A 23719-nucleotide genomic window follows, 5' to 3' on the forward strand; every position below is an offset into this window, starting at 1 on the left:
GTGCTCAGGGTAAGTCAGTCCGCGCCGTCCGCTCATCCGACGGTGATCAGCCGCCATGGCAGGCGATCCGGTTCGATCGAGCGCACCGGGACCGCGCCGGTGTCCCGGGAACCGGAACGGAACCGGGATCCCGTCACGTGCCGGGCGCTGTTGGACGCGATCACCCGGTCGTTCCCGGCGAGCAGCACCACCTTGTGCTCCCGGGTGCCGATGCTGTGCAACAGCAGCACTTCCAGGGCGGGCATGGACAGGTCCGCACCGATCACGCAGTCCCCGCCGGAGGCGAGGGTGAGTGGGATGGCGAGCGTGACGGTGTACATATCGGTGCCCCCGGCGTCCAGGTAGGGACCGGTCGCCGCCGGTGCGCCGCGGCCGATCGGGGCGCGGAACCATTCGCGTGCCTGGTAATCGTAGAAACCGACCACCTCGGGATTGAGCTCGTGCCGGATGAACTGGCTCTGCCCGCCGGGTGCGCGCTGCCACCAGTCCAGCCACCGCGGCGCGTCGGTGAGCACATCCGGTTCGACGGCGACCCCGATGCCCCAGATCAGCGGTTCCTCGCGGGCGAGCAGTCCCTGGATCGTCGGGCGAACCGTGGAAAGGCCCTCGCGGTCCAGCGGACGGCGCCGTTCGGCCGCCCGTTCCCCGACATCGGCCACGTGCCTGCGCAGCCGGTGCAGTGCGGTGAACACCCCGTCGATCCGGGTGGCGATGGTGTCCGCGGTATCGGTGAGCAGTCGGTCGAGTGTTTTCATGACGGGGACTCCACAATGGACTCGGCGGGCCTTGGTGCCGACGGGTCCGCCGCGTGCCCGGGCAGCACCCCGGCGCGGTGCCGCAACCGGAAGTGGAACAGCAGCCAGCCGCCCACCACCAGTACGCCGAGCACCAGCACCCCGGCCCAGCGCAGGTACCAGTGATGCGGCGGTTCCGGGTTGTACACCTCGGCCCGTGGCCACACCATGTTCAGCGCCATCGCCGCGCCCCAGACCACGGCGAGCACGTTCACCACCAGCCCGGCGACCCGCCCGATGGAGTACTCCCCGGGGCGCCGGTCGGCCAGCGGCCAGCGCCCGCGCAGCCTGCTGACCAGCATCGGCACCGTGACCAGGAGATAGGCGGAGTAGATGAGCACGATCGCGAGGGTGGACAGCACCACGGAGATCTGCGGCTGGGTCATCATCACCGCCAGGATGGCCAGGGCGATCACCCCGGTGGTCACCGCGGCATTGGTCGGCGTCTTGCGCACCGGGTGCACCTGCGCGAGCCAGCGGGCGAACGGCAGATTGTTGTCCCTGGCCATGGCGAACACCATGCGGACCGCCGCGGCCTGGATGGCGAGGGCGCACACCAGGATCGCGATCGCCACGCACACCAGGAACACCTTGCCGAGTCCGCCGCCGAGCACGGACAACACGATGTACTGCAGTCCGCCCTCGCTGGAGGCGAGCTTGGGATCGGCGAGGCTGCGCGCGGCGAGCAGGCCGAAGAACAGCAGCGCGCCACCGAGCAGGAAGGAGGCGGTGACCGCGCGGATGATGGCGCGCGGGGCGGTGCGCTTCGGGTCCTTGGTTTCCTCACCGAGCGAGGACGCGGTGTCGAAACCGAACATGACGAAGCCGGAAGCCAGCGCTGCCACCAGGAACGCGCCGAAGTAGCCGAGCGGTTGCCCCTGTCCGTGCTGCTGGGTGTCGACCAGCACCGAGGGGCCGCGCACCGCGTTGATCGCCAGCACCACCACGAGCCCGACCGCGGCGAGCAGTTCCACGAAGACACCGATGCTGTTGATGATCGTGGTCAGCCGCACCCCGAATGCGTTGACCAGGGTGGTGAACGCGACCAGCGCCCCGGCCAGGATCACCCCGTTCAGCGAGGCGTCGTGCGCTCCGGTGCCGTCCCCGATGAACTGGAAAACGGACCAGATCTGGGGAAGCGTGACCTGGATGGTCACCGCGACCGCTCCGACGGTGACGATGGAGGACACGATCAGCAGCCAGCCCGCCAGCCAGGAGGTGTGCGGACCGGTGAGCTTCTTCGCCCAGTTGTACAGCGAACCGGCGACCGGATAGCGGCTGGCCAGTTCGGCGAAACACAGCGCAACCATCAGCTGCCCGACGAAAACCATGGGCCAGGACCAGAAATACGCCGGACCGCCCGCGCCGTACCCGACATAGAACAGCCCGAAGACCCCGGTCAGGATCGAAATATAGCTGACACCGGCGGCGAAGCTGGCGAATCTGCCGATGCTGCGATCGAGTTTCTGGTCGTAGCCGAACTCGCGGACCCCGTGATCCGCATCGGTTCCGGTATTCGCTCGCGCGGACATGACTCTCCCTCCCTCAGCCGAACAGCCTGCGGGTGGTGGCATTCAGGAACACCCCGTCCGGGTCGAGTTCCCGGCGCACCGCACGGAAACTCTCGAATTCCGGGTACAGCCGCGCGACCCGGTCCCGGTCCAGGAAATGGATCTTGCCCCAGTGACAGCGCGCGCCGAACTCGCCGAGAAGTTCGTCCACGGCGCGCAGATAGGGCCAGTAGTCGGTTTCCGGCGCGCCGGAAACGGAAAGCACGGTGGTGTCCCGGCCGTGGAACGGCGAGAGATACGCCTGGTCTCCTTTGACCCAGCGGGTCTCCAGCGGATAGCGCTCATTCGGGAACCGGGTGCGCATCAGGTCCTGCATGGCCTCGATGGCTTCCAGCCCGCGTTCGGCGGGGACGTAGTACTCCAGTTCGTGGAACGGGATCATGAACCCGCCCGCGTAGATCCGGTACGCGCGGTCGGCCCGCCTGCCTTCCTCGGTGACCAGGTCCCCGGGTTCGGCCAGTTCGGCCTCGACGTATTTCTTGGTGTAGGCGCGGCCGGTCATGTCCAGCCCGTCCGGGGTCGGCAATTCGTACAGTGCCGCGGAATCCGGCTGCGGGCACCACAGGAAGGAGAAGTGCCGATTGGCCGCGAGCTCGGCACCGATCTGCTCGCGCAGCTGATCCCAGTGCGGATAGCTGATCTCCTCGCGCAGGTGATAGCGCGGGGAAACGGCGAGCTCGACCTCGGTCATGATGCCGAGCGTGCCCACCGCGACCTGGGCCGCGCGCAGCCGGTGCAGATCCTCCTCGCCGATCTCCACGATCTCGCCGTGCCCGGTGACCAGGCGCACCCAGCGCAGCCGCTCGGAGAAGCTGGTGTACTCGATCCCCGAGCCGTGGGTGGCGGTCGCGATCGCCCCGCTGATCGACTGCTTGTCGATGTCCCCCTGGTTGGACAGGGAAAGACCGTTGTCCCACAAGGGATCGCCGATCTCCGAGATCGGGGTCCCGCCGCGCATCCGCACCCTGCGGCGCGCGGAATCGGTCCCGGTGATCCCGGTGAGCGCATCGGTCTCGATCAGGACCCCGTCGGTGGCCACGATCGGGGTGAACGAATGCCCCGCGCCCATCGCGCGCACCGGAAGCCCCTCGCGGATCGCGAAGCGCACGGCGTCGAGCACCTCCTGCTCGGTGCGCGGGCGGACGGTGAAGGCCGGGGTGCAGGACTGGTTGCCGCCCCAGTTGGTCCAGCGCTGTTCGGTGCGGAACGGGACGGGCGGAGTGGAAGGCATGATCCGGGCTCTCCTCGGTGCGAGTTCAGCGGCCGTTGTTGGTCATGACGTGTTTGGTCCGGGAGTAGTCCTCGAGCGCGTAGATGGACAGATCCCGCCCGTAGCCGGATCCCTTGAACCCGCCCCAGGGCACCTCATTGGCCAGCACCAGATGCGAATTCACCCAGACGGTCCCGAAATCCAGCGCCGCGGCCACCTGCTGGGCCCGGCGGCCGCTCTCGGTCCACACCGAGGAGGCGAGCCCGTAGGGCACCGCGTTGGCCCGCCGCACCGCTTCCTCCTCGGTGCGGAAGGTCTCCACGCTGACCACCGGGCCGAAGATCTCCTCCTGCGCGCACTCGGCGCCCTCGGGCACATCCACCAGGACCGTCGGCGCCACGAAGTAGCCGGGACCGTCCAGTGGCCCGCCACCGACCGCGGCGCGGATGCCGTTTTCCTCGGCGCGGCGCAGGAATCCGCACACCCGCTCGTAATGCGCCTTCGACACCACCGGGCCTAGTTCCACTTCCGCGGCGGCGGGTTCGCCGACCACGATGGCGCGCACCGCGTCCACCAGTTTCGCGGTGAACTCCTCGGCGACCGATTCGTGCACCAGCACCCGGCAGGCCGCGCCGCATTCCTGCCCGGAGTTCCAGAATCCGGCGGTGCGCAGCGCGGTGGCGGTCGCGTCCAGGTCGGCATCGTCGAACACGAGCACCGGCGCTTTTCCGCCGAGTTCCAGGTGCACCCGCTTGAGCGAGTCCGCGGCCGCGCGTGCGACCGACTGCCCGCTGCGCACCGACCCGGTCAGGGCGATCATGTCCACATCCGGGTGCGCGGCCAGTGCCCCGCCGACCTCCGGACCGAGCCCGGTGACCACGTTCAGCGCACCCGGTGGAAGCAGATCCGCGGTCAGCTCGGCGAATTTCAGCGTGCTCAGCGGGGTCTGCTCGGACGGTTTGAGCACCAGGGTGTTGCCCGCGGCCAGGATCGGCGCGATCTTCCAGGCCGCCATCAGGAAGGGATAGTTCCAGGGGGTCACCACCCCGACCACGCCGAGCGGTTCGCGCAGCAGCACCGAAAGGTGCTGTTCCACGTATTCCGCGGCGGCCTGCGCGGTGCTCGCGCGGACCGCGCCCGCCATGAACCGGAAGGTGTCCGCGCCACTGAGCACATCGTCCTCGGCGACCTCCGGGGGTTTTCCGGTGTTCGCCGATTCCAGCCGGGCCATGGTCTGCGCGTGCTGCTCGACCCGTTCGGCGATCCGGTACAGCACGCTCGCCCGGTCCTTGGGGGACAACCGTGCCCAGTCCGGCTGCGCCCGGCGCGCCGCCGTGACGGCACGATCCACCTCGGCGGCAGTGCCCTCCGGAACCGCGGCGATCCGCGCCTCGGTGCACGGGTCGACGATTTCGAGTTCGCCTCCGGACGCACCGGGTACGAATTCGCCACCGAGAAAATGCCGCTGTGGTGGTAACTCCGTGGGATCGAGGGTCAGTGGACCCCTGCGGATCGTCTGCGCGGGATCGACAGCTGTGGACATCCGTTCGCCTCCTCACCGTGCGCGGCCATCGGCGGCCGCGTCCTGCCTGGTCAGCGCGGCGCGGCCGGATCGACAGCGCCGCGCGGAAACCTCGCCGGATAAAGCTCGGAATTAAAGTTTCGGATTCGCATGTTTCATGCTCGCCACGTGTCCTGTCAAGACACGAATGCGGAATGCGCACCCTGCGCAGGGGTATCGGGCACCCACGGTGAGCGGGCGGAGGATGCCGGGCTCGCTAGGAGGCGCCGGCGGTGGTGTCGTCCAGCTGGGTGCCGAGTGCGCGCGCGGTCTCCCGCACGATCGGCACGATCTTCGTGATCACCTCGGGGGTGAGCCTGCCTTCGGGGCCGGACACCGAAACCGCGGCCGGGGCGGGTCCACCGGGAACGGCGACGGCCACGCAGCGCACCCCGAGCTCCTGCTCCGCCTCGTCCAGCGCGTAGCCCTGCTCGGCGATGGCGGCCAGCTGGGCGAGCAGCGCATCCGGATCGGTGTAGGTGTGTTCGGTGTAGGCGGGCATCCCGGTCCGGCCCAGCAGCGCGCGCACCTCCTGCGGGTCGAGGCAGGCGAGCATCGCCTTGCCGACCCCGGTGCCGTGCGGCAGCACCCGCCTGCCGACCTCGGTGAACATCCGCATGGAGTGTTTGGAGGGCGCCTGGGCCACGTACACGACCTCATCGCGCTCCAGCACCGCGAGATTCGCGGTCTCGCCGACCGCGTCGACCAGTTCGGCCAGCAGCGGCCGGGCCCAGGTGCCGAACTGCATGCTGGCCTGCTCGCCGAGCCGGATCAGCCGGGCGCCGAGCGCGTACCGGCGATTGTCGTTCTGCCGCACGTATCCGGCCGCGACCAGGGTGCGGATCAGCCGGTGGATGGTCGGCATCGGGAGTTCGGTCGTCGCGGCGAGTTCGGAGAGGCTCGCTTCCCCTCCGTTGTCCGCAAGCCCTTCCAGGAGCTCGAAAGCGCGCTGCAGGGACTGCACGCCGCTACCGGCACCGTCCACGGGCATGATCGTCCTCTCCGTCCTGCCACCGACCGTATTCCACGATACAGAAACGATACTCCACGAATTCAGTCGGTGCTCGATACGGCGATCGACTCGCCGGAGACCGCGCGATAATCCCGGTGGCGCTCGGCGATCAGGTAGTACAGCAGCGCGGCGATCCCGGCGCCGAACAACCAGGAGAACGGGGCCACCACGGCGAGTTCGGGCACGAAGGCGACCGCGACCGCGATCGCGCCGGCCACCGCGAACGCGAGAACCGCGCGCGGGTTGACGCCAGCGCGGTAGTGGTATTCGGCATCCGGTGCCGGACTGTACAGCGCGGGAATGTCGATCCGGGCCCTGCGCACCAGCCAGTAGTCCGCGATGAACACCCCGAACAACGGGCCGAGCAGCGCGCCGAGCCCGCCGAGAAAGTATTCGACGACGACCGGGCTGTTGTACAGATTCCACGGCAGGATCACGATCCCGATGATCGCGCTGATCAGTCCACCGCGCCGGAAATTCAGTTTCTTCGGGAACAGGTTCGCGATCGCGTAGGCGGGTGCGACGAAATTCGCCATCAGGTTCACCGCGACCGTGAGGATCAGCAGCGCGAGCGAGGCGATGACCAACAGGAAGGTGTTCGGGATGGCGTGCACGATATCGGTGGGGCTCTTGATGATCTGACCGTTCACCGTGAACTGCGCACCGCACAGGACGACGGTGACGATACCGAAAATACAGATGTTGATCGGCAGTCCCCAGAAATTGCCCAGGGTGATCGATTTCTTGCTCTTCGCGGATCGGGTGAAATCGCAGAAGTTGAGCAGGAAGGTGCCGTAGATGGCGATCCAGAGCGAGCCGCCCGCGAAGATCTTGTTCCACATCGGCGCGCCGGACAGTTCGGAACCGGTGGACCAGGAGATGGAACCGCCCGCGCGGAAGAACATCCACACGGCGAGCGCGCCCATGGTGAACAGGATGATCGGGCCCGCGAACGCCTCGTATTTGCGCACCATCTCGAGGCCGTACATGAGGATGACGACCTGGACGATCCACAGCACCCCGAAGCAGATCCAGCCCAATGTGGACAGTCCGAGGATGGAATTCCGGTACAGCGCGGACAATCCGGGATCGATCGCGATCAGCATCACGCAGAACACGACCGAGGCCAGATAGGTCTGGATACCGAACCACACGATCGCGACCGCGCCACGGATCAGCGCCGGGATCTGCGCGCCGCGGATCCCGAAGCTGATCCGGCTCAGCACCGGGAACGGCAGCCCGGTCTTGTAGCCCATGTACCCGGAAAGGTTCAGCAGCACGAACAGCAGTGCGGCGCCGATCATCAGGGCGAGCAGCACCTGCCAGGCGCCGAGTCCGAGCGCGAACAGGCCGATGGCGAAGGTGTAGTTGCCGAGGCTGTTCACATCGTTGGCCCACAGCGTGAAGATGTTGTAGGCCCGCCACCTGCGCCCGGCGATCTTGGTCGGGGCGAGATCCTCGTTGTACAGCGCGGTGCTCACCGGGCCGGAGGCCGCCGGATCGGTACCGGCGGTCTCGGCGATACGCGAGGCGGTGATACGCGAGAGCAGGCCCATACCCCAACTCCGAGCTGTTTCGGTGTATGGAATTGAAATACTGTCTTGCGGAAACAAGCGTATGGCCCGGTGAGGCCGTGGTCAAGGGTGCACGCTCAGGAACCGCGCAGGAGCTCGCGCAGGGCCGCGGCGGGCGCCTCCGCGATGTCCGCCGCCCTCAGCGCCGCGTCCAGCCCCGCCGCGTCACGCAACGGCCGGTGCGCGAGGACCGCGGCCGCCGGTGCGGCCTCCAGTCCGGCCTCGGTGCTCAGTACCGCCGCGGCCGCGGAATCGGGCAGCCGGTCGAACCAGTCGAAGCCGAGGTGTTCCCGGCCCGCCGCGGTGAGTTCCCCGTAGGCGCGGAACCGGGCGAAACCACCGTCCGGGTAGACGTCCACCCGCAGCGCGCCCACCGGTTCGCCCGCGCGGATCCGGAACCGGTGCCGGGTATCGGCTTGCAGCGCGGTGCGCGGCAGGAGTTCGGTCCACCGCGCGGAGTCCGTGTCCGCGGCGCCCCCGCTGAGCCGGAACCAGCCGGGCGCGTTGCCCTTGAAGTAGCGGGTGTCGATCTCGATCTGGTGCGGCACGCCCTCTCCGGCTAGGCGCACCGTGACGAAGTCGTTCCCGTCGTCGCGGCGGCGCGCCGTTTCCCAGCCATCGCCCATGCTGCGCGCGAGATCGGGGCGCAGCAGGTTGTTCGGCGCGGAGTAGAACCGGTTCGAGCAGTCCGCGACCATTCCGCCGTTCTCCAGCGCGGCGAGGTCCAGCGGCGCACCCGCGATCCAGCGCGGATCCGCGACCGCGGTCCCGTGCACCCGCAGCCGGGCGACCCCGCCGTCCGGGAAGATGTTCAGCCGCACATGGGTGAACCGCTGTGCCGAACGCACCTCGAAGGAGTTCTCGGTGTCCCCCTCGAGCGCCGAGTTCGCCACGATCGGCACCCAGTCCACATCCGGGGAGGAAAGCTCCTCGGGACTGGGGTGACCATCGATCGCAGCCGCCTCGACCGAGCAGGATTCGGGGTAGTTGCCGGTGAAGAAGGCGGTGTCCACGATGACGCCGTGGATCACCCCCGGTGCCCCGAGGCGCACGATCGCCCAGTCGTTGCCCGGACCCCTGCGCCGCCTGGTCTCCCAGCCGTCGTAGACCTTTCCCTTGTGCCCGAAGGACTGTGCGTCGAAGCTCGCGGGACCGGGTTTGATCAGGTTCTCCCGCTCGGCGAAGAACTCGTCGTTCGCCACGAGCACCGCACCGCCGAGGTCCCGGCAGGCGAGGTCGGGCAGCGTGCGGAATTCCGGTTCGGTCATGAGGCTCCCTAGGTTGTCAGAGTCCTTCTCCGTTGGTACCGCGTCATCCGAGCGGCAGGATCGCGGTCGGCGCGTGTTTGGGATTCTCGGCCAGTTCCTCGAACTCCACGGTGTTGTCCAGCTCGGTGCCCATGGCGATATTGGTGACCGGTTCCAGGATCACCTCGACCAGGACCGGAACCTGATGGGTGGCCATGAGTTTCTTCGCCTCCTCGAGCGCGGGCAACAGGTCCGCGGGTTCGCTGACCCGGATGGCCTTGCAGCCCAGCCCCTCGGCGACCTTCACGTGGTCCACGCCGTAGGAGCCGATGCCCGGCGAGTTGATGTTCTCGTAGGAGAGCTGCACGCAGTAGTCCATGTCGAACCCGCGCTGCGCCTGGCGGATCAGTCCCAGATAGGAATTGTTCACCACCACGTGCACGTACGGAAGGTTGAACTGGGCGCCGACCGCGAGTTCCTCGAGCATGAACTGGAAGTCGTAGTCCCCGGACAGCGCCACCACGGTTGCCTCGGGTGCGGCCCGGCAGACCCCGAGGGCGGCGGGCACCGTCCAGCCGAGCGGCCCGGCCTGTCCGGCGTTGATCCAGTGCCGCGGCCGGTACACGTGCAGGAACTGCGCCGCGGCGATCTGGGAGAGCCCGATCGTGCTCACATACCGGGTCTCCGCGCCGAAAGCCCGGTTCATCTCCTCGTACACCCGCTGCGGCTTGATCGGCACGGTGTCGAAATGGGTGCGCCGCTGCATGGTCTGCTTGCGCGCGCGGCAGGAGTCCGCCCACGCGGTCCGGTCCGGGAGCCGCCCCGCGTCCCGCCATTCCCTCGCCACCTCGACGAACCGGGTGAGCGCGGCGTGCGCGTCGGAGACGATCCCGTAGTCCGGGGCGAAGATCCGCCCGATCTGGGTCGGCTCGATGTCCACGTGCACGAAACTACGGCCCTGCCGGTACTTCTCCAGCCCGCCGGTGTGCCGGTTCGCCCAGCGGTTGCCGATACCGAGCACGAAATCGGATTCCAGCAGGCTCGCATTGGCGTAGCGGTGCGCGGTCTGCAGCCCGGCCATCCCGGCCATCAGCGGGTGATCGTCGGGGATGCTGCCCCAGCCCATCAGTGTCGGGATCACGGGCGCGCCGACCAGTTCGGCGAACTCCACCAGCAGGGCGCTCGCCTCCGCCTGCACCACACCGCCCCCGGAGACGATCAGCGGGCGCTGCGCCGCGGCGAGCATGGCCATGGCCTTCTCGATCTGCGCCCGGCTCGCCGCGGGCCGGTGCACGGGCAGCGGCGCGTAGGTTTCCGGATCGAACTCGATCTCGGTCTGCTGCACATCCACGGGGAGATCGATCAGCACCGGGCCGGGCCGCCCCGAACGCATCAGCTGGAAGGCCTTGCTGAGCGCGCCGGGAACCTGGGCGGCCTCGCGGACGGTCATCGCCAGTTTGGTGACCGGGCCCGCGATGGACTCGATGTCCACGGCCTGGAAATCCTCCTTGTGCAGCCGCGCGACCGGTGCCTGGCCGGTGATGCACAGGATCGGCACCGAATCGGCGGATGCCGAGTACAGCCCGGTGACCATATCGGTACCCGCGGGACCGGATGTGCCGATGCACACCCCGATATTGCCCGCCTTGGCCCGCGAGTAGCCCTCGGCCATGTGCGAGGCGCCCTCCACGTGGCGGGTGAGCACGTGCTCGATGGCGCCGCTGTCCCGCAGCGCGGCGTAGAACGGGTTGATCGCCGCGCCCGGCACGCCGAAGGCATCGGTGATTCCCTCGGCGCGCAGCACCTCCACCGCCGCGCGGGCGGCCGTCATTCGTGGCATGGCAAGGCTCCCTCGGTCAACTACGGTTCGGCTTCCCGGACAGTTCATCGGCGAGCTTGAGCAGCCCCGAATGGTCGAGGCCGCCGTCGCCGCGCGCGACGAGCGCGGCGACCAGTTGGGAGACAACGGAACCGAGCGGCAGCGGCACACCGGCGTCCCGCGCGGCCGCCTGCGCGATACCGAGGTCCTTGTGGTGCAGTTCCAGGCGGAATCCCGGGGTGAACTCGCGGTTGAGCATGCCCGCGGCCTTGCGGTCCAGGATCGCGTTCCCGGCCAGCCCGCCCGCGAGCACCTTGACCGCGGCCTCGGTGTCCACGCCGTGCGCCTCGAGGAACACGATGGATTCCGCGACGAGCTCGATGGTGCCCGCCACGATCAGCTGGTTCGCCGCCTTGACGGTCTGCCCGGAACCCGCGGGCCCGACGTGCACCACCGTCTTGCCGACCGTCTCCAGTACCGGGCGGGCGGCCTCGACATCCGCTTCCGCGCCGCCGACCATGATCGACAGCGCCCCGTCGATCGCGCCCTGCTCGCCGCCGCTGACCGGGGCGTCCACCACCCGCACCCCGGAGCGCGCGCCCGCCTCGGCCAGTTCCCTGCTGACATCCGGGCGGATGGTGCTGCAGTCGATGAGCAGGGTGCCGTCCTTCGCGTTGGCCAGCACCCCGTCCGGGCCCTGCACCACCTCGGCCACATCCGGGGAATCGGGCAGCATGGTCAGCACGATGTCCGCCTCCCGTACCGCCTCGGCGACCGAACCCGCGGCCTGCCCGCCCTGTTCGGCGAGCTTGCGCACCGCGGCCTCGCTGCGGTTGTAGCCCAGTACCCGGTAACCGGCCCCGGCCAGGTTGGCGGCCATCGGCGCGCCCATGATGCCGAGTCCGATGAATCCCACAGTGGTCATAACGCTGCATCTCCTCGCTGTCAGTGCTCGGGCAACCAGCCGAAGCTATCGGCGCTCGGCCCGGAAGGCGAGTACTCCAAACCGATCCGGCCCCGGTACCCCGCTTCGCCGAGCAGTCGCAGGTGTTTCTCGATCGCCAGTTCCCCGGTGCCCGGCTGGTGCCGTCCCGGGGCGTCGGCCAGCTGCACATGGCCGATCCGCGTGGAATGCTCGGCGATCACCTGTTCCACATCGTCCCCGTTGACCGCGAGGTGGTAGAGATCGGCGAGCAGCCGCGCGTTCTCGATTCCCGCCTGCGCGAGGCGGTCCAGCACCGCGACCGCGTCCGCCGCGGTGCGCAGTGGGTAGGCGTCCACGCCGGAAACCGGTTCGAGCACGACGGTTCCGCCGATCGGTTCGACCGCGCGCGCCGCCGCCTGCAGGTTCACCAGCGCCAGATCGTCCTGTACCTCCGGATCCGCGCCCTCGGCACGGTTGCCGTAGAGCGCGTTGAACACCCGGCAGCCGGTCGCCGCGCCGATCCGCGCGACCTGTTCGGTGTTGGCCAGGAACTCCGCACCGCGACCGGGAACCGACAGCACGCCCCGGTCCCCGGCGGGCATGTCCCCCGCGAAGAAGTTCAGCCCGGTCAGCTCGGTGCCCGCCGCGCGCAAGGCCTCGAGGAACGCGTCCACCTCGGCCTCGGCGGCGACCGGTTCGCGGAACGGCCACCAGAACTCCACCGCGGAGAACCCTGCCCGCTTCGCCGCGGCCGGCCGCTCGAGCAGCGGCAGCTCGGTGAACAGGATGGAGCAGTTCACGGCGAACCGGTCACGATCGATCCCCATCGCGCACGCCCTTTCAGATCGCCATTTTCGTATTGCGGAATCAAGATTCTGTGATTCGAAACAACGATAGGGCGTGTGCGGGTGAGCCGTCAACCGATCCGCTGGTAGGCGGGCAAGGTCAGGAAGTCGGCGAAGTCCTCGGCAAGGGCCACCTCGCCGAAGATCTCCACCGCGGTCGCCAGCCGGTCCCCGGGGATTTCCGCGGCCAGTTCCGCCCTGGTCTCCGCCAGGATCTCGCGCACCAGTCCGGCGGTGAGCACCGCACCGGTGTCCAGCCGGGTGCCGTTGTGCACCCACTGCCAGAGCTGCGAACGGGAGATCTCCGCGGTGGCCGCGTCCTCCATGAGGTTGTGGATCGCGGCCGCGCCGTTGCCGCCGAGCCAGGACGCGATGTAGCGCACCCCGACATCCACCGCGGAACGCACGCCACGCTCGGTCGCCTGCCCCGGAGTCGCCGCGACATCCAGCAGTTCCTCCGCGGTGACCTCGACATCCTCGCGCAACCGGTCCAGCTGGTTGGGCCGGTCGCCGAGCACCGCACCGAACTCCGCGGCACAGATCTCCACCAGGTCGGGATGGGCGACCCAGGAACCGTCGAATCCGGCCGTGGCCTCCCTGCGCTTGTCCTCGTGCACCTTGCCCAGTGCCCGCTCGGTGACGGCTGGATCGCGCCGGTTCGGGATGAAGGCGGCCATCCCGCCGATCGCGTGGGCGCCGCGCCGGTGACAGGTGCGCACCAGCAGTTCGGTGTAGGCGCGCATGAACGGCGCGGTCATGGTGACCCCGTCCCGGTCCGGGAGCACGAATCGTTCGCCCGCGTCCCGGAAGTACTTGATCACGCTGAACAGATAGTCCCACCGGCCCGCGTTCAGCCCGGAGGCGTACTCGCGCAGTTCGTACAGGATCTCGTCCATCTCGAAGGCCGCGGGAATCGTTTCGATCAGCACCGTGGCCCGCACGCTCCCGCGCGGGATGCCGAGCGCGGCCTCCGCGTGCGCGAACACCTCGGCCCAGAGCCGGGCCTCGCGGTGGCTTTCCATCTTCGGCAGGTAGAAGTACGGGCCGCTGCCGTGTTCGAGCAGGTAGGCGGCATTGTGGAAGAAGTAGAGGCCGAAGTCGACCAGCGCACCGACCGCGGACCGGCCGCCGATCTCGATATTGCGCTCATCGAGGTGCCAGCCGCGTGGCCGCACCACGATGGCCGGTCGCTGCTGCCCCTCGTGCAGTGCGTAGTGCTTGCCCTCCGGGCTGTCGTAGGTGATCTCCCCGCGCACGGCGTCGTACAGATTGCGCTGCCCGCCGAGCACGTTCGCCCAGTGCGGGGTGTTCGAATCCTCCAGATCGGCCAGCCACACCTTGGCTCCCGAGTTGAGCGCGTTCACCGTCATCTTCCGGTCCGTGGGCCCGGTGATCTCCACCCGCCGGTCGCGCAGGGCGGGCGGGGCGGGTGCCACCTGCCACTGTCCCTCGCGGATGCTCCTGGTCTCCTCGAGCCAGTCCAGCCGCCCGGTCTCGGCGACCTGCGCCCGCCGCCGCGCCCGCGCCGCCAGCAGTTCCGCGCGGGTCCCGGCGAAGGCCTCGTGCAGTTCGGCCAGGAAACGCAGCGCCTCCGGGCTCCGGATCTCCTCGGTTGCCTCGACTTCGGCTCCCACCACGCGAACATCGGACACGATCGACACCTCACCTAGTAATTCTGCATAGCGGACAGTGATTTCTACTATGCGAAAATACTCCGCTCGCCGGGTGGGCGCCAACCAGGTCAGTCCACCGGGATGCTCAGCGGGTGGTGGAACACGTTGCGCGGGTCGTAGGCGCGCTTGATCTCCTTGAGCCGCCCGAAGTTCGCGCCGTAGTAGCTGGCGAACAGGTCGCGGCCGTTGTCCGCCTCGTGCCGGTCGTCATCGCCGATGTAGCCGCCGGTGGTCACCGGGTAGAACAGCTCGTAGCAGTCGTTGAGCCAGGGCAGCCGGGCCGTTCCCGCGTCGGAGGCCTCGTTGTCGTCGTCCTCGCTCTCGATCCACACCGACATGCCCATCAGCCAGGGGCAGCCCCGGTTCTTGATCGCGGTGTCCTCGGCATCGCGATCGTGCTCCGGGTCCATGGCGAGCAGCTGCACCCGGACCCCGGTGGTGGGCTGGGTGGCGGCCAGTTCGCCGAACGCGTGGATGAACTCGGGGCCGAACTTCTCCGGCACGAACCCGGCCTTGATCTTCATGAACCGGGAGTGCTCCTGGCCTTCGCGGTGGATGTTCTCCAGCCGCTGGTACCAGGGTGCCGAGGTCTGGCGCAGCCCCAGATCCCGGACGGATTCGAGGAACGACATCGGCTCGATCACCTCGGTCGTCGGAGCGGGCAGCTTCGCTTTCAGGTCGGCGATCGCCGCCTCGCGCTCCTGCGGGCTGTCGGTCATGATCGAACCGGCCACCTCGAGATAGCCGAGCCACACGATCACCATCGGGTTCACGGTCACCGGCGCGGCGAGGGTGTAGTCCTGGATCGCGGTGAACACGCTGTCGAAATCGATATCGCTGAGCGCGTACCGCAGTTCGAAGTTCGCCGGTGCCTTCGGTGCCGGGTTCAGGGTGATCCACAGTTTGGTGATCACACCGAAGGAGCCGGTTCCGTTGCCGCGCAACGCCCAGTACAGATCCGGGTTCTCCACCGCGTTCGCGATGCGCACCGTGCCATCGGCGGTGACCACTTCGAACTGGCGGACCCGGTCGGTGAGGATGCCGAAGGTGCGCGCGTAGTGGCCGTAGCCGCCGCACTGCGCCTGGCCGCCCACCCCGACGCTGACGCAGGAACCCATCGGCGCCATGAGGCCGCCGTTTTCGTACGCCGCAAGATAAAGCTGGCCGAGCAGCGCACCGCCCTCGACCACCGCGGTGCGGCCCTGGACGTCGATGTCGATCCGGTTCATCTTGATCATGTCGATGACCAGGGCGTGCCCGTCCGGGCCGCCGAGGCTGCCGCCCTCGAAGGAATGCCCGCCCGAGCGAATCGCGATCTGGTCCACCCCGGCCTCGGCGGCCAGCCGCAGAATCTGCTGTACCTCGGCGGTGGTGCGCGGCTGTACCACGCCCGCCGGGCTGTACCGGGTGAGAATGTTCCACGCCGCCTTGGCCTCGGCGTAGTTCTCCTCGCCCTCGAATGCCGTTTCCAGTTCCGGCATATGTTCCCGCAGCAGCGCTCGCATTCCCATTTTCTGCTCCCTTCTCGCTGGCCCCGCTTCCAGTGTGGGCGCGAGCTGAGCAAAAACCTAATGAATGTCGACAACCTAGAAGATAAAGTCGGCTAATCTAGTGTTATGCCCGAAGCGATTCCGTTCACCCTCGCCCAGCTGCAGTATTTCGTCGCGGTGGCGGAGACCGGCACGATGACCGATGCCGCGCACCGGGTGAGCACCACGCAGCCCGCCCTGTCCACCGCGATGTCCCGGCTGGAGCGCCAGCTCGGCTGCCAGTTGTTCGTCCGGCATCACGCCAAGGGGGTTTCGGTGACCGCGGCCGGTCAGGAGCTGCTGGTGCTGGCGCGCGGGGTGCTGCGCCAGGCGGAGGAGCTGGCGGTCAGCAGCCGCCAGTTGCAGACCGGTCTTTCCGGAACCCTGCGCGTGGGGTGTTTCCCCACGCTGATGCCGGCCTTCCTGCCGCCGGTGCTGCACGCGCTGCGCGCAGAGCATCCGGAGCTCACCGTCGCCGTGCACGAGGCCGATACCGCGGACCTCATGACGGCACTGCGCGAGGGCGGGGTGGAAGTGGCCGTGGCCTACGGACTGGGGATCGGGGAGCAGGTCGAGTTCCGCCCGGTCACCCGGCAGCGGCCCTATGTGCTCGTCCCCGAGGATGATCCGGTGGCCCGGCAGAAGAAGGTCCGCCTCGGGAAACTCGCCGCGCGGCCGCTGGTGCTGCTGGACCTTCCCGAACCGCGCTCGTTCGTGGAGCAGGCGCTGCACCTGGTGATCGACAAGGTGCCGGATGTCCTGCGCACCACCAGTCAGGACGGGGTGCGCGCGCTGGTCGCGGCCGGGCTCGGGTTCAGCATCATGAATCAGCGCAGCGCGGACACTACCGGGGTGTGCGCCGTGGAGATCGAGGACCGCCTCGATCCGGTGGCGATCGGGCTGGCCACGCCCTCCGGGGTCACGCAGACGCGGCGCGCCCGGGTCTTCACCGAGCGGTTCGCCGCGCTGCACGGCTGATCAGTGTCCGTTCGGCGGCATGTGTTCGGTGAACCAGCCGAGGATCCGGGTGAGCAGATCGGTGACCGCGGGATAGGCGCGCACCCCGTGTCCCTCGCCCGGGTACACGACCAGTGCCGATTCCACGCCCCGGTCGAGCAGCGCATGGTGGAACTCCAGCGCCTGGCCGGGCGGGGTGCACCGATCCCTGGCCCCGGCCACGTTCAGGCAAGGGGTGCGGACCTTGCTGGCCTGCAGCACCGGGCTGCGGGTGTGCGCGGATGATCCGGGCTGTTCCGGGTCCGCGCGCAGGAAGGCATTGCCCCAGCCGTTGATGTTGCTGGTGAACGACTGGCTGTACCAGTCGGTGACCGGGGCGATGGGCACCGCGGCCGCGAACCGCTGATCCTGGGTGACCAGCCAGGAGGACATGAAGCCGCCGTAGCTTCCGCCGATCAGGCCGACACGTTCCGGATCGGCGATACCCTGTTCGGCCAGCCAGTCGATACCCGCGAGGAAATCACCGGTATCGGCCCCGCCCATGTCCCCGACGACCTGCTCGGCGAACTTCTGCCCGCGGCCGCCGCTGCCCCGCGGGTTCGGGTTGAGCACCGCGTAACCGTGCGCGACCAGCAGCGGCACCCACGGATAGTTGAGCGACCAGGTGTTGCGGAATGCCCAGATGGGCCCGCCGTGCACGTTCACCACCAGCGGATGCGGTCCCTCGCCCCGCGGGGTGCAGAGCATGCCGTCGATCTCCAGCCCATCGGCGGCCCGCCAGGTGACCGGCCGGGCGGTACCGGCGACCGAGGACAGGTAGTCGGTGCCCGGACCGGCCACCGAACCGAGCACCGTGTCCGTTGAGCCATCGGTGCTGATCAGTTCCTGGGGCAGGGCATAGGATTCGCGGATCGTGACGACCCGGCCGTCCGCGGTGAACGTGCCGTCCGGATAGAACCAGCTTCCCCCGCACGCGTCTCCGGTGGCGAACACCTCGGTCACCGTTTCGGTCGGCACCTCCGCGATTCCGGCGACCGAGTCCATCCGCCGCAGCCCGAGGAAACCGAGCCGCCGCTCGTCGAGCCACTGCAGCCGGGTGACATCCGTGCCCGCCGTGTCGATGCGGTGCCGCGCCCCGGTTTCCAGTTCGATGACCGAGAGCTCGCCCGCGAGGATCCAGCGGTCACTGCACACCGCCTCGGCGATCGCGGCGTAGCGGCCGTCCGGGGAACCCGCCGGAAGGCCGAGCTGCACCTCGCTGCGCAGCAGTTCCCTGCTCGTCCCGGTGGCCGGGTCGATGTGGTGCAGCGCGGCGCCGTACCAGGAATCCTCGCTCGGGTCGTCCGAGGCGATCGCGAGCACCCCGGCGGGGCCCGCCCAGCCCGCTTCCCAGCAGTTCAGCCCGTCCGGGGAAATCCGCCGCACCGCACCGGTCTCCACGGTGTAGAGCCACAGGCCGCGCCAGGCGTCCTCGGTTGCGCCGGTGTCCACTTCCGGTAACCAGTCCGCGGCGGGGGCATCGGTCGCCGTGGTGATCGTCCCGGAGCCCTGGCCACCGGAAAGGTCGGCGCCGAGCCCGGCGACCCCGAGCAGAATGTGCCGCCCGTCCGGGGACCAGTGCGCGTACTCCACCGTTCCGGGCACCGTCGGCGTGCCGACCGCTTCACCGAAGTCGTTGTCCCGCAACAGGAACAGCTGGAACTCGCCGGGTGTGGCGCGGTCGGCGAGGAAGGCGAGCGCCGAGCCGTCCGGGGCGAACCTCGCGGAGCGAGCCGATCCGGTTCCCGCGGAGACCGGCCGGAGCTCGCCGTCGCCGGTGTAGATCCCGGTGCGCGGATGGCCGGCGAGCCGATCGAACACCAGGCCGGTCACCGCGACCCGCGTCCCGTCCCGGGAGACCTCGGGCTCGCGCAGCGCGTGCGGCCGCCCGAACGCGGGCTCGTGCAGCCGCCGCAGATGCTCGGCGACCGCGGCAAACTCGGTGGTGTCTCGCAGATCGGCTTTCATGTGATCCCTCTCGGCACGGTGCGGGTGGGATCCACCTTCGCCGATCGGGCCCGCTGTGCGCCACCGACAGGTGTCTGCTGCCCACCGCGCGGGGTTCGACAATCGTCGCGCCGGCTCCCCGAAGCATCCGGCGACTGTCGCTGGCCGTGACCGCCGGCAGCTGCCTACCGTGCTGGTATGGCGTGGAACGGACGGCGAACGATACCCGAGGAACGACTGGAATACCCGGCGGCACGGACGGTCGATGCGCGGGAAGAGCTTCCCGGCGCCGAGTTCCCCGATCCGTATCGCTGGCTGGAGGACGAATCGGCGGAAGCACGGGACTGGCAGCAGGCGCAGAACGCGCTGACCGACCGGATCATCGAGAGCTGGCCACACCTGGACGCGTTGCGCGCCTCGGTGGATCACTGCGTTGCCGATGGCACCGGTTCACCGAACTGGATGGTCGATCCGGTGCCGTGTTTCGCGGGCGGGCGCTGGTTCCGTCTGGACCGGGTTCCCGAACCGGACTACCCGGACCGCGCGGTGCTGGTGGTCTCCGATGCGCCCAGTGGTCCGGGGCGGGTGCTGTACGACCCGAACCCCGAGGCCGGGCAGGTGTCCTGGTTCGCGCCTTCCCCGGACGGCCGGATCGTCGCGTTCGCCGTCTGCACGCAGGGTTCCGAACTCGGCGAGATCCGGTTGCTCGAGGTCGGAACGGGGCAGCGCCTGGCCGACCGGATACCGCACCGCACCATGGGGCCATTGGTCACCCCGCAATGGCTGCCGGACAGCACCGGGTTCTTCTACACCGCGGGCGACACCGCCGCCGAGACCTTCGCGTTCCACGTGTACTTCCACCGGGTCGGCGCGGAACCGGCGGCTGAGCCCGAACCGGTCGATGTCGAGCACGGTCCGGTCGTGCAGGTCGCCGCGGACGGTGCACACGCCGTGCTGACCGGGGTCTGGCCGCTGCCGCGGTACGTCTGCGAACTGCCGGAACGGAAGTGGCGCCCGTTCGTGCGGGGACTCGATGCCACGGTGGCCGGTCTGATCGACGGGGACCGCTATGTCGCGGTCACCAATCACGAGGCGCCGCGCGGCCGGGTCATCGCGATCCCGTTCGACAGTCCCGATCCCGGGGATCCGGGCACCTGGCGGGAGCTGGTCGCCGAATCGACGCGGGTGCTCGGCCATGTCCGGCTGATCGGTGACCGCCTCGTGGTGACCGGCTCCGTGGACGCCGAGGCCCGCGCCTGGGTGTTCGACCGCGGTGGCCGAGAGTTGGAGGAGATACCGCTTCCCGGGGCCGGTGCGCTTCCCGCCGATGTGCTGCCGAATGCCGCCATGGCACCCGAAGGGCACCCGGAGGAGTTCGTTTTCCTGTTCTCCACCCCGACGACATCCCCGGGCCTGTACCGCTACCGCCCGGGATCGGGGCGCTTGCAGACCTTGCGCGAGCCCCGGGTCACGCTGCCCGGGGCGGGCGTTTCGCTGCGCTGGGCCCGATCCGCGGACGGTACCGCGGTGCCGTATCACCTGGTGCTCCCGGCGAACGCCGAAGGACCGGTGCCCACGCTCATCACCGCCTACGGTGGCGGCGGGGTCGCCTGGCCCGCCCAGTTTCCCGGCCCGGTCGCCGCCTTCCTCGCGGCCGGTGGCGCGCTGGCCATCTCGCACCAGCGCGGCGGCGGGGACCTCGGCTCCGACTGGGCCGAGGCCGGGCGCCGCACGCACAAACAGAACAGCCTCGACGATCTCTACTCGATCGCCGAGCACCTCATCGAATCCGGTGTCACCACCGCGGAACGGCTCGCCATGACCGGGTGGAGCAATGGCGGATTCCTGGCGGGCGCCGCGATCACCCAGCGCCCCGAACTGTGGGCCGCGGTCGTGCCGCAGTGCCCGCTGCTGGACATCATCGGCGCGCATCGCCACCCCTACGGGAAGTTCGCCGTCTGCGCGGAATACGGCGATCTGGACGATCCCGGGGAGGTGGCCCGGCTCGCGCGGATGTCGCCGTATCAGCTCGTCGAGGACCAGGGCGTGGCCTATCCCGCCGTCTACGTGCATGCCGGGGACGCCGATATCGCCTGCCCACCGGGGCCGATCCGCAAATTCATCGCGCGCATGCAGGCCGCGGACGGGAACACCGCCCCCGCGCTGCTGCGGGTCTGGGACCGGGTCGGGCACGGGGTGGCCTCGGGCCGCACGGAAAGCGTCACCCACGCCACGCACTGGCTGGCCTTCCTCATGCGAGTGCTGGGGATGGTCCCCCGGCAGTGAACGGCGACTGTTTCAACTTGGAACAGTCACCGGCGCGGCCGCATCGGATACTCGGCCGATGGACGAGGCACGGACCTGGGACCGGCGGGGATTTCTGACCCGGATCGGGTTGTTCGGCGCGGCCGGTGCCGGCGGGTTGTTGGCCGCACCCGCCGCAGCCGCTCCGCGCGGCCCGATCGAGGATGTCGTCGGGCTGCTGCGGCCGGTGCTCGACGAGCTCGCACGGGACACCATGACGGGACTGTCGGTGTTCGTGTGCCCCGGACCGGACGCGCACTCGCTCGCACAGGGAACCCGGCGCGGCGAACCGGGGGCGGTGGAGGCGGGAACACCGCGGTTCCTGCTGGACGCGCTGAACAAGTTCATGCCGCTGCCGGACGAGTTGCTGCGCCCGGCGGTGGCCGCACTGGTGACGGCGCTCTCGGACGCGGGCGTGCACCTGCCGATCCTGGACGGCCTGCCGAACGTGGTGGCCACCCTGGACAAGGCGCTGGCGAAACTGTTGCAGAACAATGCGACCGTTCCGCTTCCGGTGGTCGCGGCCGCGCTGCTGAATCTGGTGGCGACCGGGGTGAAACCGGCCGCGGCCACGGGACCGCTCGGTTCACCGTTCTCCCGGCTTTCCTTCGCGGAGAAGGCCACGGTGTTCTCGGTGATCGAGGCCCCGCTGCCGGATCTGGTCGCGGTGCTGGATGTGAACCTGCCGCAGCCGTTCAAGGCCTCCCTTTCCGGGCTGCTGAAGTTCCTCGGCGGGGCGCTGCTGGAGTTCGCCGCGTTCGGCTCGTACAGCGAGTTCGCCGTGTTCGATCCGGTGCACCGGAGGCTCACCGCGCGCCCGGTCGGCTGGACGCTTTCCGGATATCAGCCGGACGGACCGGTCGAGGGCTGGGACGAATTCCTCGGCTATTACCAGGGACGGCAGGAGGTACGTGGCTGATGCGGGATGTGATCGTGGTCGGGGCGGGAGCCGGTGGACCGGTGGTGGCCAAGGAACTGGCCGCGAAAGGGCTCGATGTGCTGCTGCTGGAGGCCGGGCCGAGACACGCGGACCCGCGCGCGGAGTGGACGAGTTTCGAGAACGATGCGAACAATCCGCTCACCGGGTTTCTCCGGCTCGGCCCCACGGACCGGACCCGGCCCGCGTGGTTCCGGGAGCTGCCGCAGAATTCGTTCGTATGGCAGGTTTCCGGGGTCGGCGGGACGACGCAGCATTTCTACGGGAATTATCCCCGGCCGTATCCCGGCGTGTTCGCGGACTACACCGGAGCGGACGCGGGGGCCTACGACACGAAACACCGCTTCCCGTTCGGATTCCGCGAACTACTGCCGTATCTGGAATGGGTCGAGGCCACCGCACCGGTCGCCACGGCCGCCATGGGACACAAGGAACAGACCTTCTTCCGGGGCTGCGAATCCCTCGGCCTTCCGGTGCAGACCACCAAAACCACCCGCGAAGCCTCGTATCGCCCGCAGCAGAACGCGGTACTGCAACCACACGGAACGGCGGGCCGCAGCACGGACACCGAACTGCTGCGCTATCCACAGGCGACCGGATGCACGTTCTGCGGCTACTGTTTCCAGGGCTGCATGCGCCCGGTCGGTGCGCCGCGCAACCAGTACGCGAAACGGTCCACCGACAATTCGTATGTGCCGATGGCGCTGACCGCCGATGCGTGGGCGCGGGGCGGGAAACCGATCACGCTGATCGCCGATGCCTACGTCACCCGGATCCACGCGGAGACCAGGAAAGGCACACTGACCGCGAACGGGGTCACCTGGAAGGACAACACCACCGAGACCGAGCACCGCGAGGACGCCCGCGTGGTCGTGCTCGCCGGTGGCTGTGTGGAGAACCCGAGACTGTGGCTCAACAGCGGGCTGCCGAACCCGAACGACTGGGTCGGGCGCGGGGTCACGGACCATTTCCTCGACTGGGTGGTCGGGGTGTTCGACGATCCGGTCGGCAATCCGAAAGGCGTCGGTTCGGCCGCGCGCGCCGATTTCCCCGCGAAGGGCGGACTGGAGAACGTCGGTGTGCCACCGGCCCTGCACGCGTTCGCGATGAACTTCTCGGACAGCGGTATCCACGGGCAGTATGCGAACGGGCGCGGCCCGGCCGGACCCTGGGACGGTCCCGCGGGCCGGCTGACCGGGCCGATGCTGAAGGACCTCATGGCCGGGCGACTGGAGAATCTGCTGTCCGTCGTGGTCCTCACCGATGACGATGTGCAGCCGGAGAACCGCGTGGTCCGCTCCGGGCTCCCGCTCGGCGATGAACACGGCCCGGTGCCGAAGGTGCAGATGTGGGGCCGTCAGCGCACCAGGCGCACCCTGGAGAACCGGGAATTCCTCGCCCGCAAGGCCGCCGAGGTGATCCGCGGTGCCGGAGCGAAGCGGGTCTACCGGATCGACTGGGCGCCCCTGCTGCTGCACATTCAGTCCTCGATGCGCATGGGTGAATCCGAGAAGGATTCCGTGCTGGACGCCGATGCGCAGTCCCGCGCGGTCCGGGGCCTGTACATCGCCGACACCTCCGCGCTGGCGAATGCGCTCGGCGGCCCGAACCCGACCCTGACCACCCAGGCTCTGGCCACCCGTACCGCCGAGAAGATCTTCGCGGAGCACTTCGGCGGAGATCCCTGGGTGTACGCTGAGAACCCTGTCGTGTCAACCGATCCCCGCATCACGGTCCGGCTCGGTCAACTCGGACTCTGAGCCGGGTGGAGGTGG

General features: G+C 69.1%; 17 protein-coding genes. 4 read left to right on the forward strand and 13 right to left on the reverse strand.

Annotation, left to right across the window (positions count from 1 at the left end; genetic code table 11):
- Positions 1-32: 32 nt before the first annotated feature.
- From AD72_RS37085 to AD72_RS03580, 12 genes are all read right to left on the reverse strand, one after another.
- Positions 33-755 carry a cache domain-containing protein gene (locus AD72_RS37085; RefSeq protein WP_031464911.1) on the reverse strand — a complete coding sequence of 241 codons (723 nt, stop codon included), beginning with the start codon at positions 753-755 and terminating at the stop codon, positions 33-35.
- Positions 752-2326: an APC family permease gene (locus AD72_RS03530; RefSeq protein WP_031464912.1), complete on the reverse strand. Its 1575-nt coding sequence runs from the start codon at positions 2324-2326 to the stop codon at positions 752-754. Before AD72_RS03530 ends, AD72_RS37085 begins: the two co-directional genes overlap by 4 nt.
- A gap of 13 nt (positions 2327-2339) precedes the next feature.
- Positions 2340-3596, reverse strand: a complete 1257-nt coding sequence (locus AD72_RS03535) for a D-arabinono-1,4-lactone oxidase (protein ID WP_037344749.1) — start codon at positions 3594-3596, stop codon at positions 2340-2342.
- A 25-nt stretch (positions 3597-3621) separates the two neighbouring features.
- Positions 3622-5118, reverse strand: coding sequence for an aminobutyraldehyde dehydrogenase (locus AD72_RS03540; RefSeq protein ID WP_031464914.1), 1497 nt, complete (start codon positions 5116-5118; stop codon positions 3622-3624).
- 235 nt (positions 5119-5353) lie between these two features.
- The gene (locus AD72_RS03545) at positions 5354-6127 is read right to left on the reverse strand and encodes an IclR family transcriptional regulator (RefSeq protein ID WP_031464915.1); all 774 of its coding nucleotides are present in this window, start codon (positions 6125-6127) and stop codon (positions 5354-5356) included.
- 62 nt (positions 6128-6189) lie between these two features.
- Positions 6190-7704, reverse strand: coding sequence for an NCS1 family nucleobase:cation symporter-1 (locus AD72_RS03550; RefSeq protein ID WP_031464916.1), 1515 nt, complete (start codon positions 7702-7704; stop codon positions 6190-6192).
- A 95-nt stretch (positions 7705-7799) separates the two neighbouring features.
- Positions 7800-8990, reverse strand: coding sequence for an allantoicase (alc, locus tag AD72_RS03555; protein WP_037344752.1), 1191 nt, complete (start codon positions 8988-8990; stop codon positions 7800-7802).
- 43 nt (positions 8991-9033) lie between these two features.
- Positions 9034-10809 carry a glyoxylate carboligase gene (gene gcl / locus AD72_RS03560; protein ID WP_031464918.1) on the reverse strand — a complete coding sequence of 592 codons (1776 nt, stop codon included), beginning with the start codon at positions 10807-10809 and terminating at the stop codon, positions 9034-9036.
- Between the two features lie 16 nt (positions 10810-10825).
- Positions 10826-11713, reverse strand: a complete 888-nt coding sequence (locus AD72_RS03565; protein WP_031464919.1) for a 2-hydroxy-3-oxopropionate reductase — start codon at positions 11711-11713, stop codon at positions 10826-10828.
- Positions 11714-11733: 20 nt separating this feature from the next.
- Entirely contained in the window at positions 11734-12540 is an 807-nt protein-coding gene (locus AD72_RS03570) for a hydroxypyruvate isomerase family protein (protein WP_031464920.1), read from the reverse strand.
- A gap of 89 nt (positions 12541-12629) precedes the next feature.
- Complete coding sequence (gene aceB, locus AD72_RS03575; protein ID WP_031464921.1) at positions 12630-14210, reverse strand: malate synthase A; 1581 nt, start codon at positions 14208-14210, stop codon at positions 12630-12632.
- An 89-nt stretch (positions 14211-14299) separates the two neighbouring features.
- Entirely contained in the window at positions 14300-15742 is a 1443-nt protein-coding gene (locus AD72_RS03580; protein ID WP_082468763.1) for an FAD-binding oxidoreductase, read from the reverse strand.
- A gap of 105 nt (positions 15743-15847) precedes the next feature.
- Between AD72_RS03580 and AD72_RS03585 the strand changes: the two genes are divergently transcribed.
- Positions 15848-16738, forward strand: coding sequence for a LysR family transcriptional regulator (locus AD72_RS03585; protein ID WP_031464923.1), 891 nt, complete (start codon positions 15848-15850; stop codon positions 16736-16738).
- On the opposite strand, the gene AD72_RS03590 is transcribed toward AD72_RS03585, so the two are convergent.
- Positions 16739-18724, reverse strand: a complete 1986-nt coding sequence (locus AD72_RS03590) for an alpha/beta hydrolase family protein (RefSeq protein ID WP_031464924.1) — start codon at positions 18722-18724, stop codon at positions 16739-16741.
- A 177-nt stretch (positions 18725-18901) separates the two neighbouring features.
- On the opposite strand from AD72_RS03590, the gene AD72_RS03595 reads away from it, so the two are divergent.
- The 3 genes from AD72_RS03595 to AD72_RS03605 are packed head-to-tail and all read left to right on the forward strand — an operon-like array spanning position 18902 to position 23704.
- Entirely contained in the window at positions 18902-20989 is a 2088-nt protein-coding gene (locus AD72_RS03595; protein WP_031464925.1) for a prolyl oligopeptidase family serine peptidase, read from the forward strand.
- Positions 20990-21047: 58 nt separating this feature from the next.
- A complete protein-coding gene (locus tag AD72_RS03600) occupies positions 21048-21926 on the forward strand; it encodes a hypothetical protein (protein WP_031464926.1) in 879 nt (292 codons plus the stop codon).
- Positions 21926-23704: a GMC family oxidoreductase N-terminal domain-containing protein gene (locus AD72_RS03605; RefSeq protein ID WP_031464927.1), complete on the forward strand. Its 1779-nt coding sequence runs from the start codon at positions 21926-21928 to the stop codon at positions 23702-23704. Before AD72_RS03600 ends, AD72_RS03605 begins: the two co-directional genes overlap by 1 nt.
- Positions 23705-23719 lie beyond the last annotated feature (15 nt).

Source organism: Sciscionella sediminilitoris (assembly GCF_000737195.2).
In the GTDB taxonomy this organism is placed as follows: domain Bacteria; phylum Actinomycetota; class Actinomycetes; order Mycobacteriales; family Pseudonocardiaceae; genus Sciscionella; species Sciscionella sediminilitoris.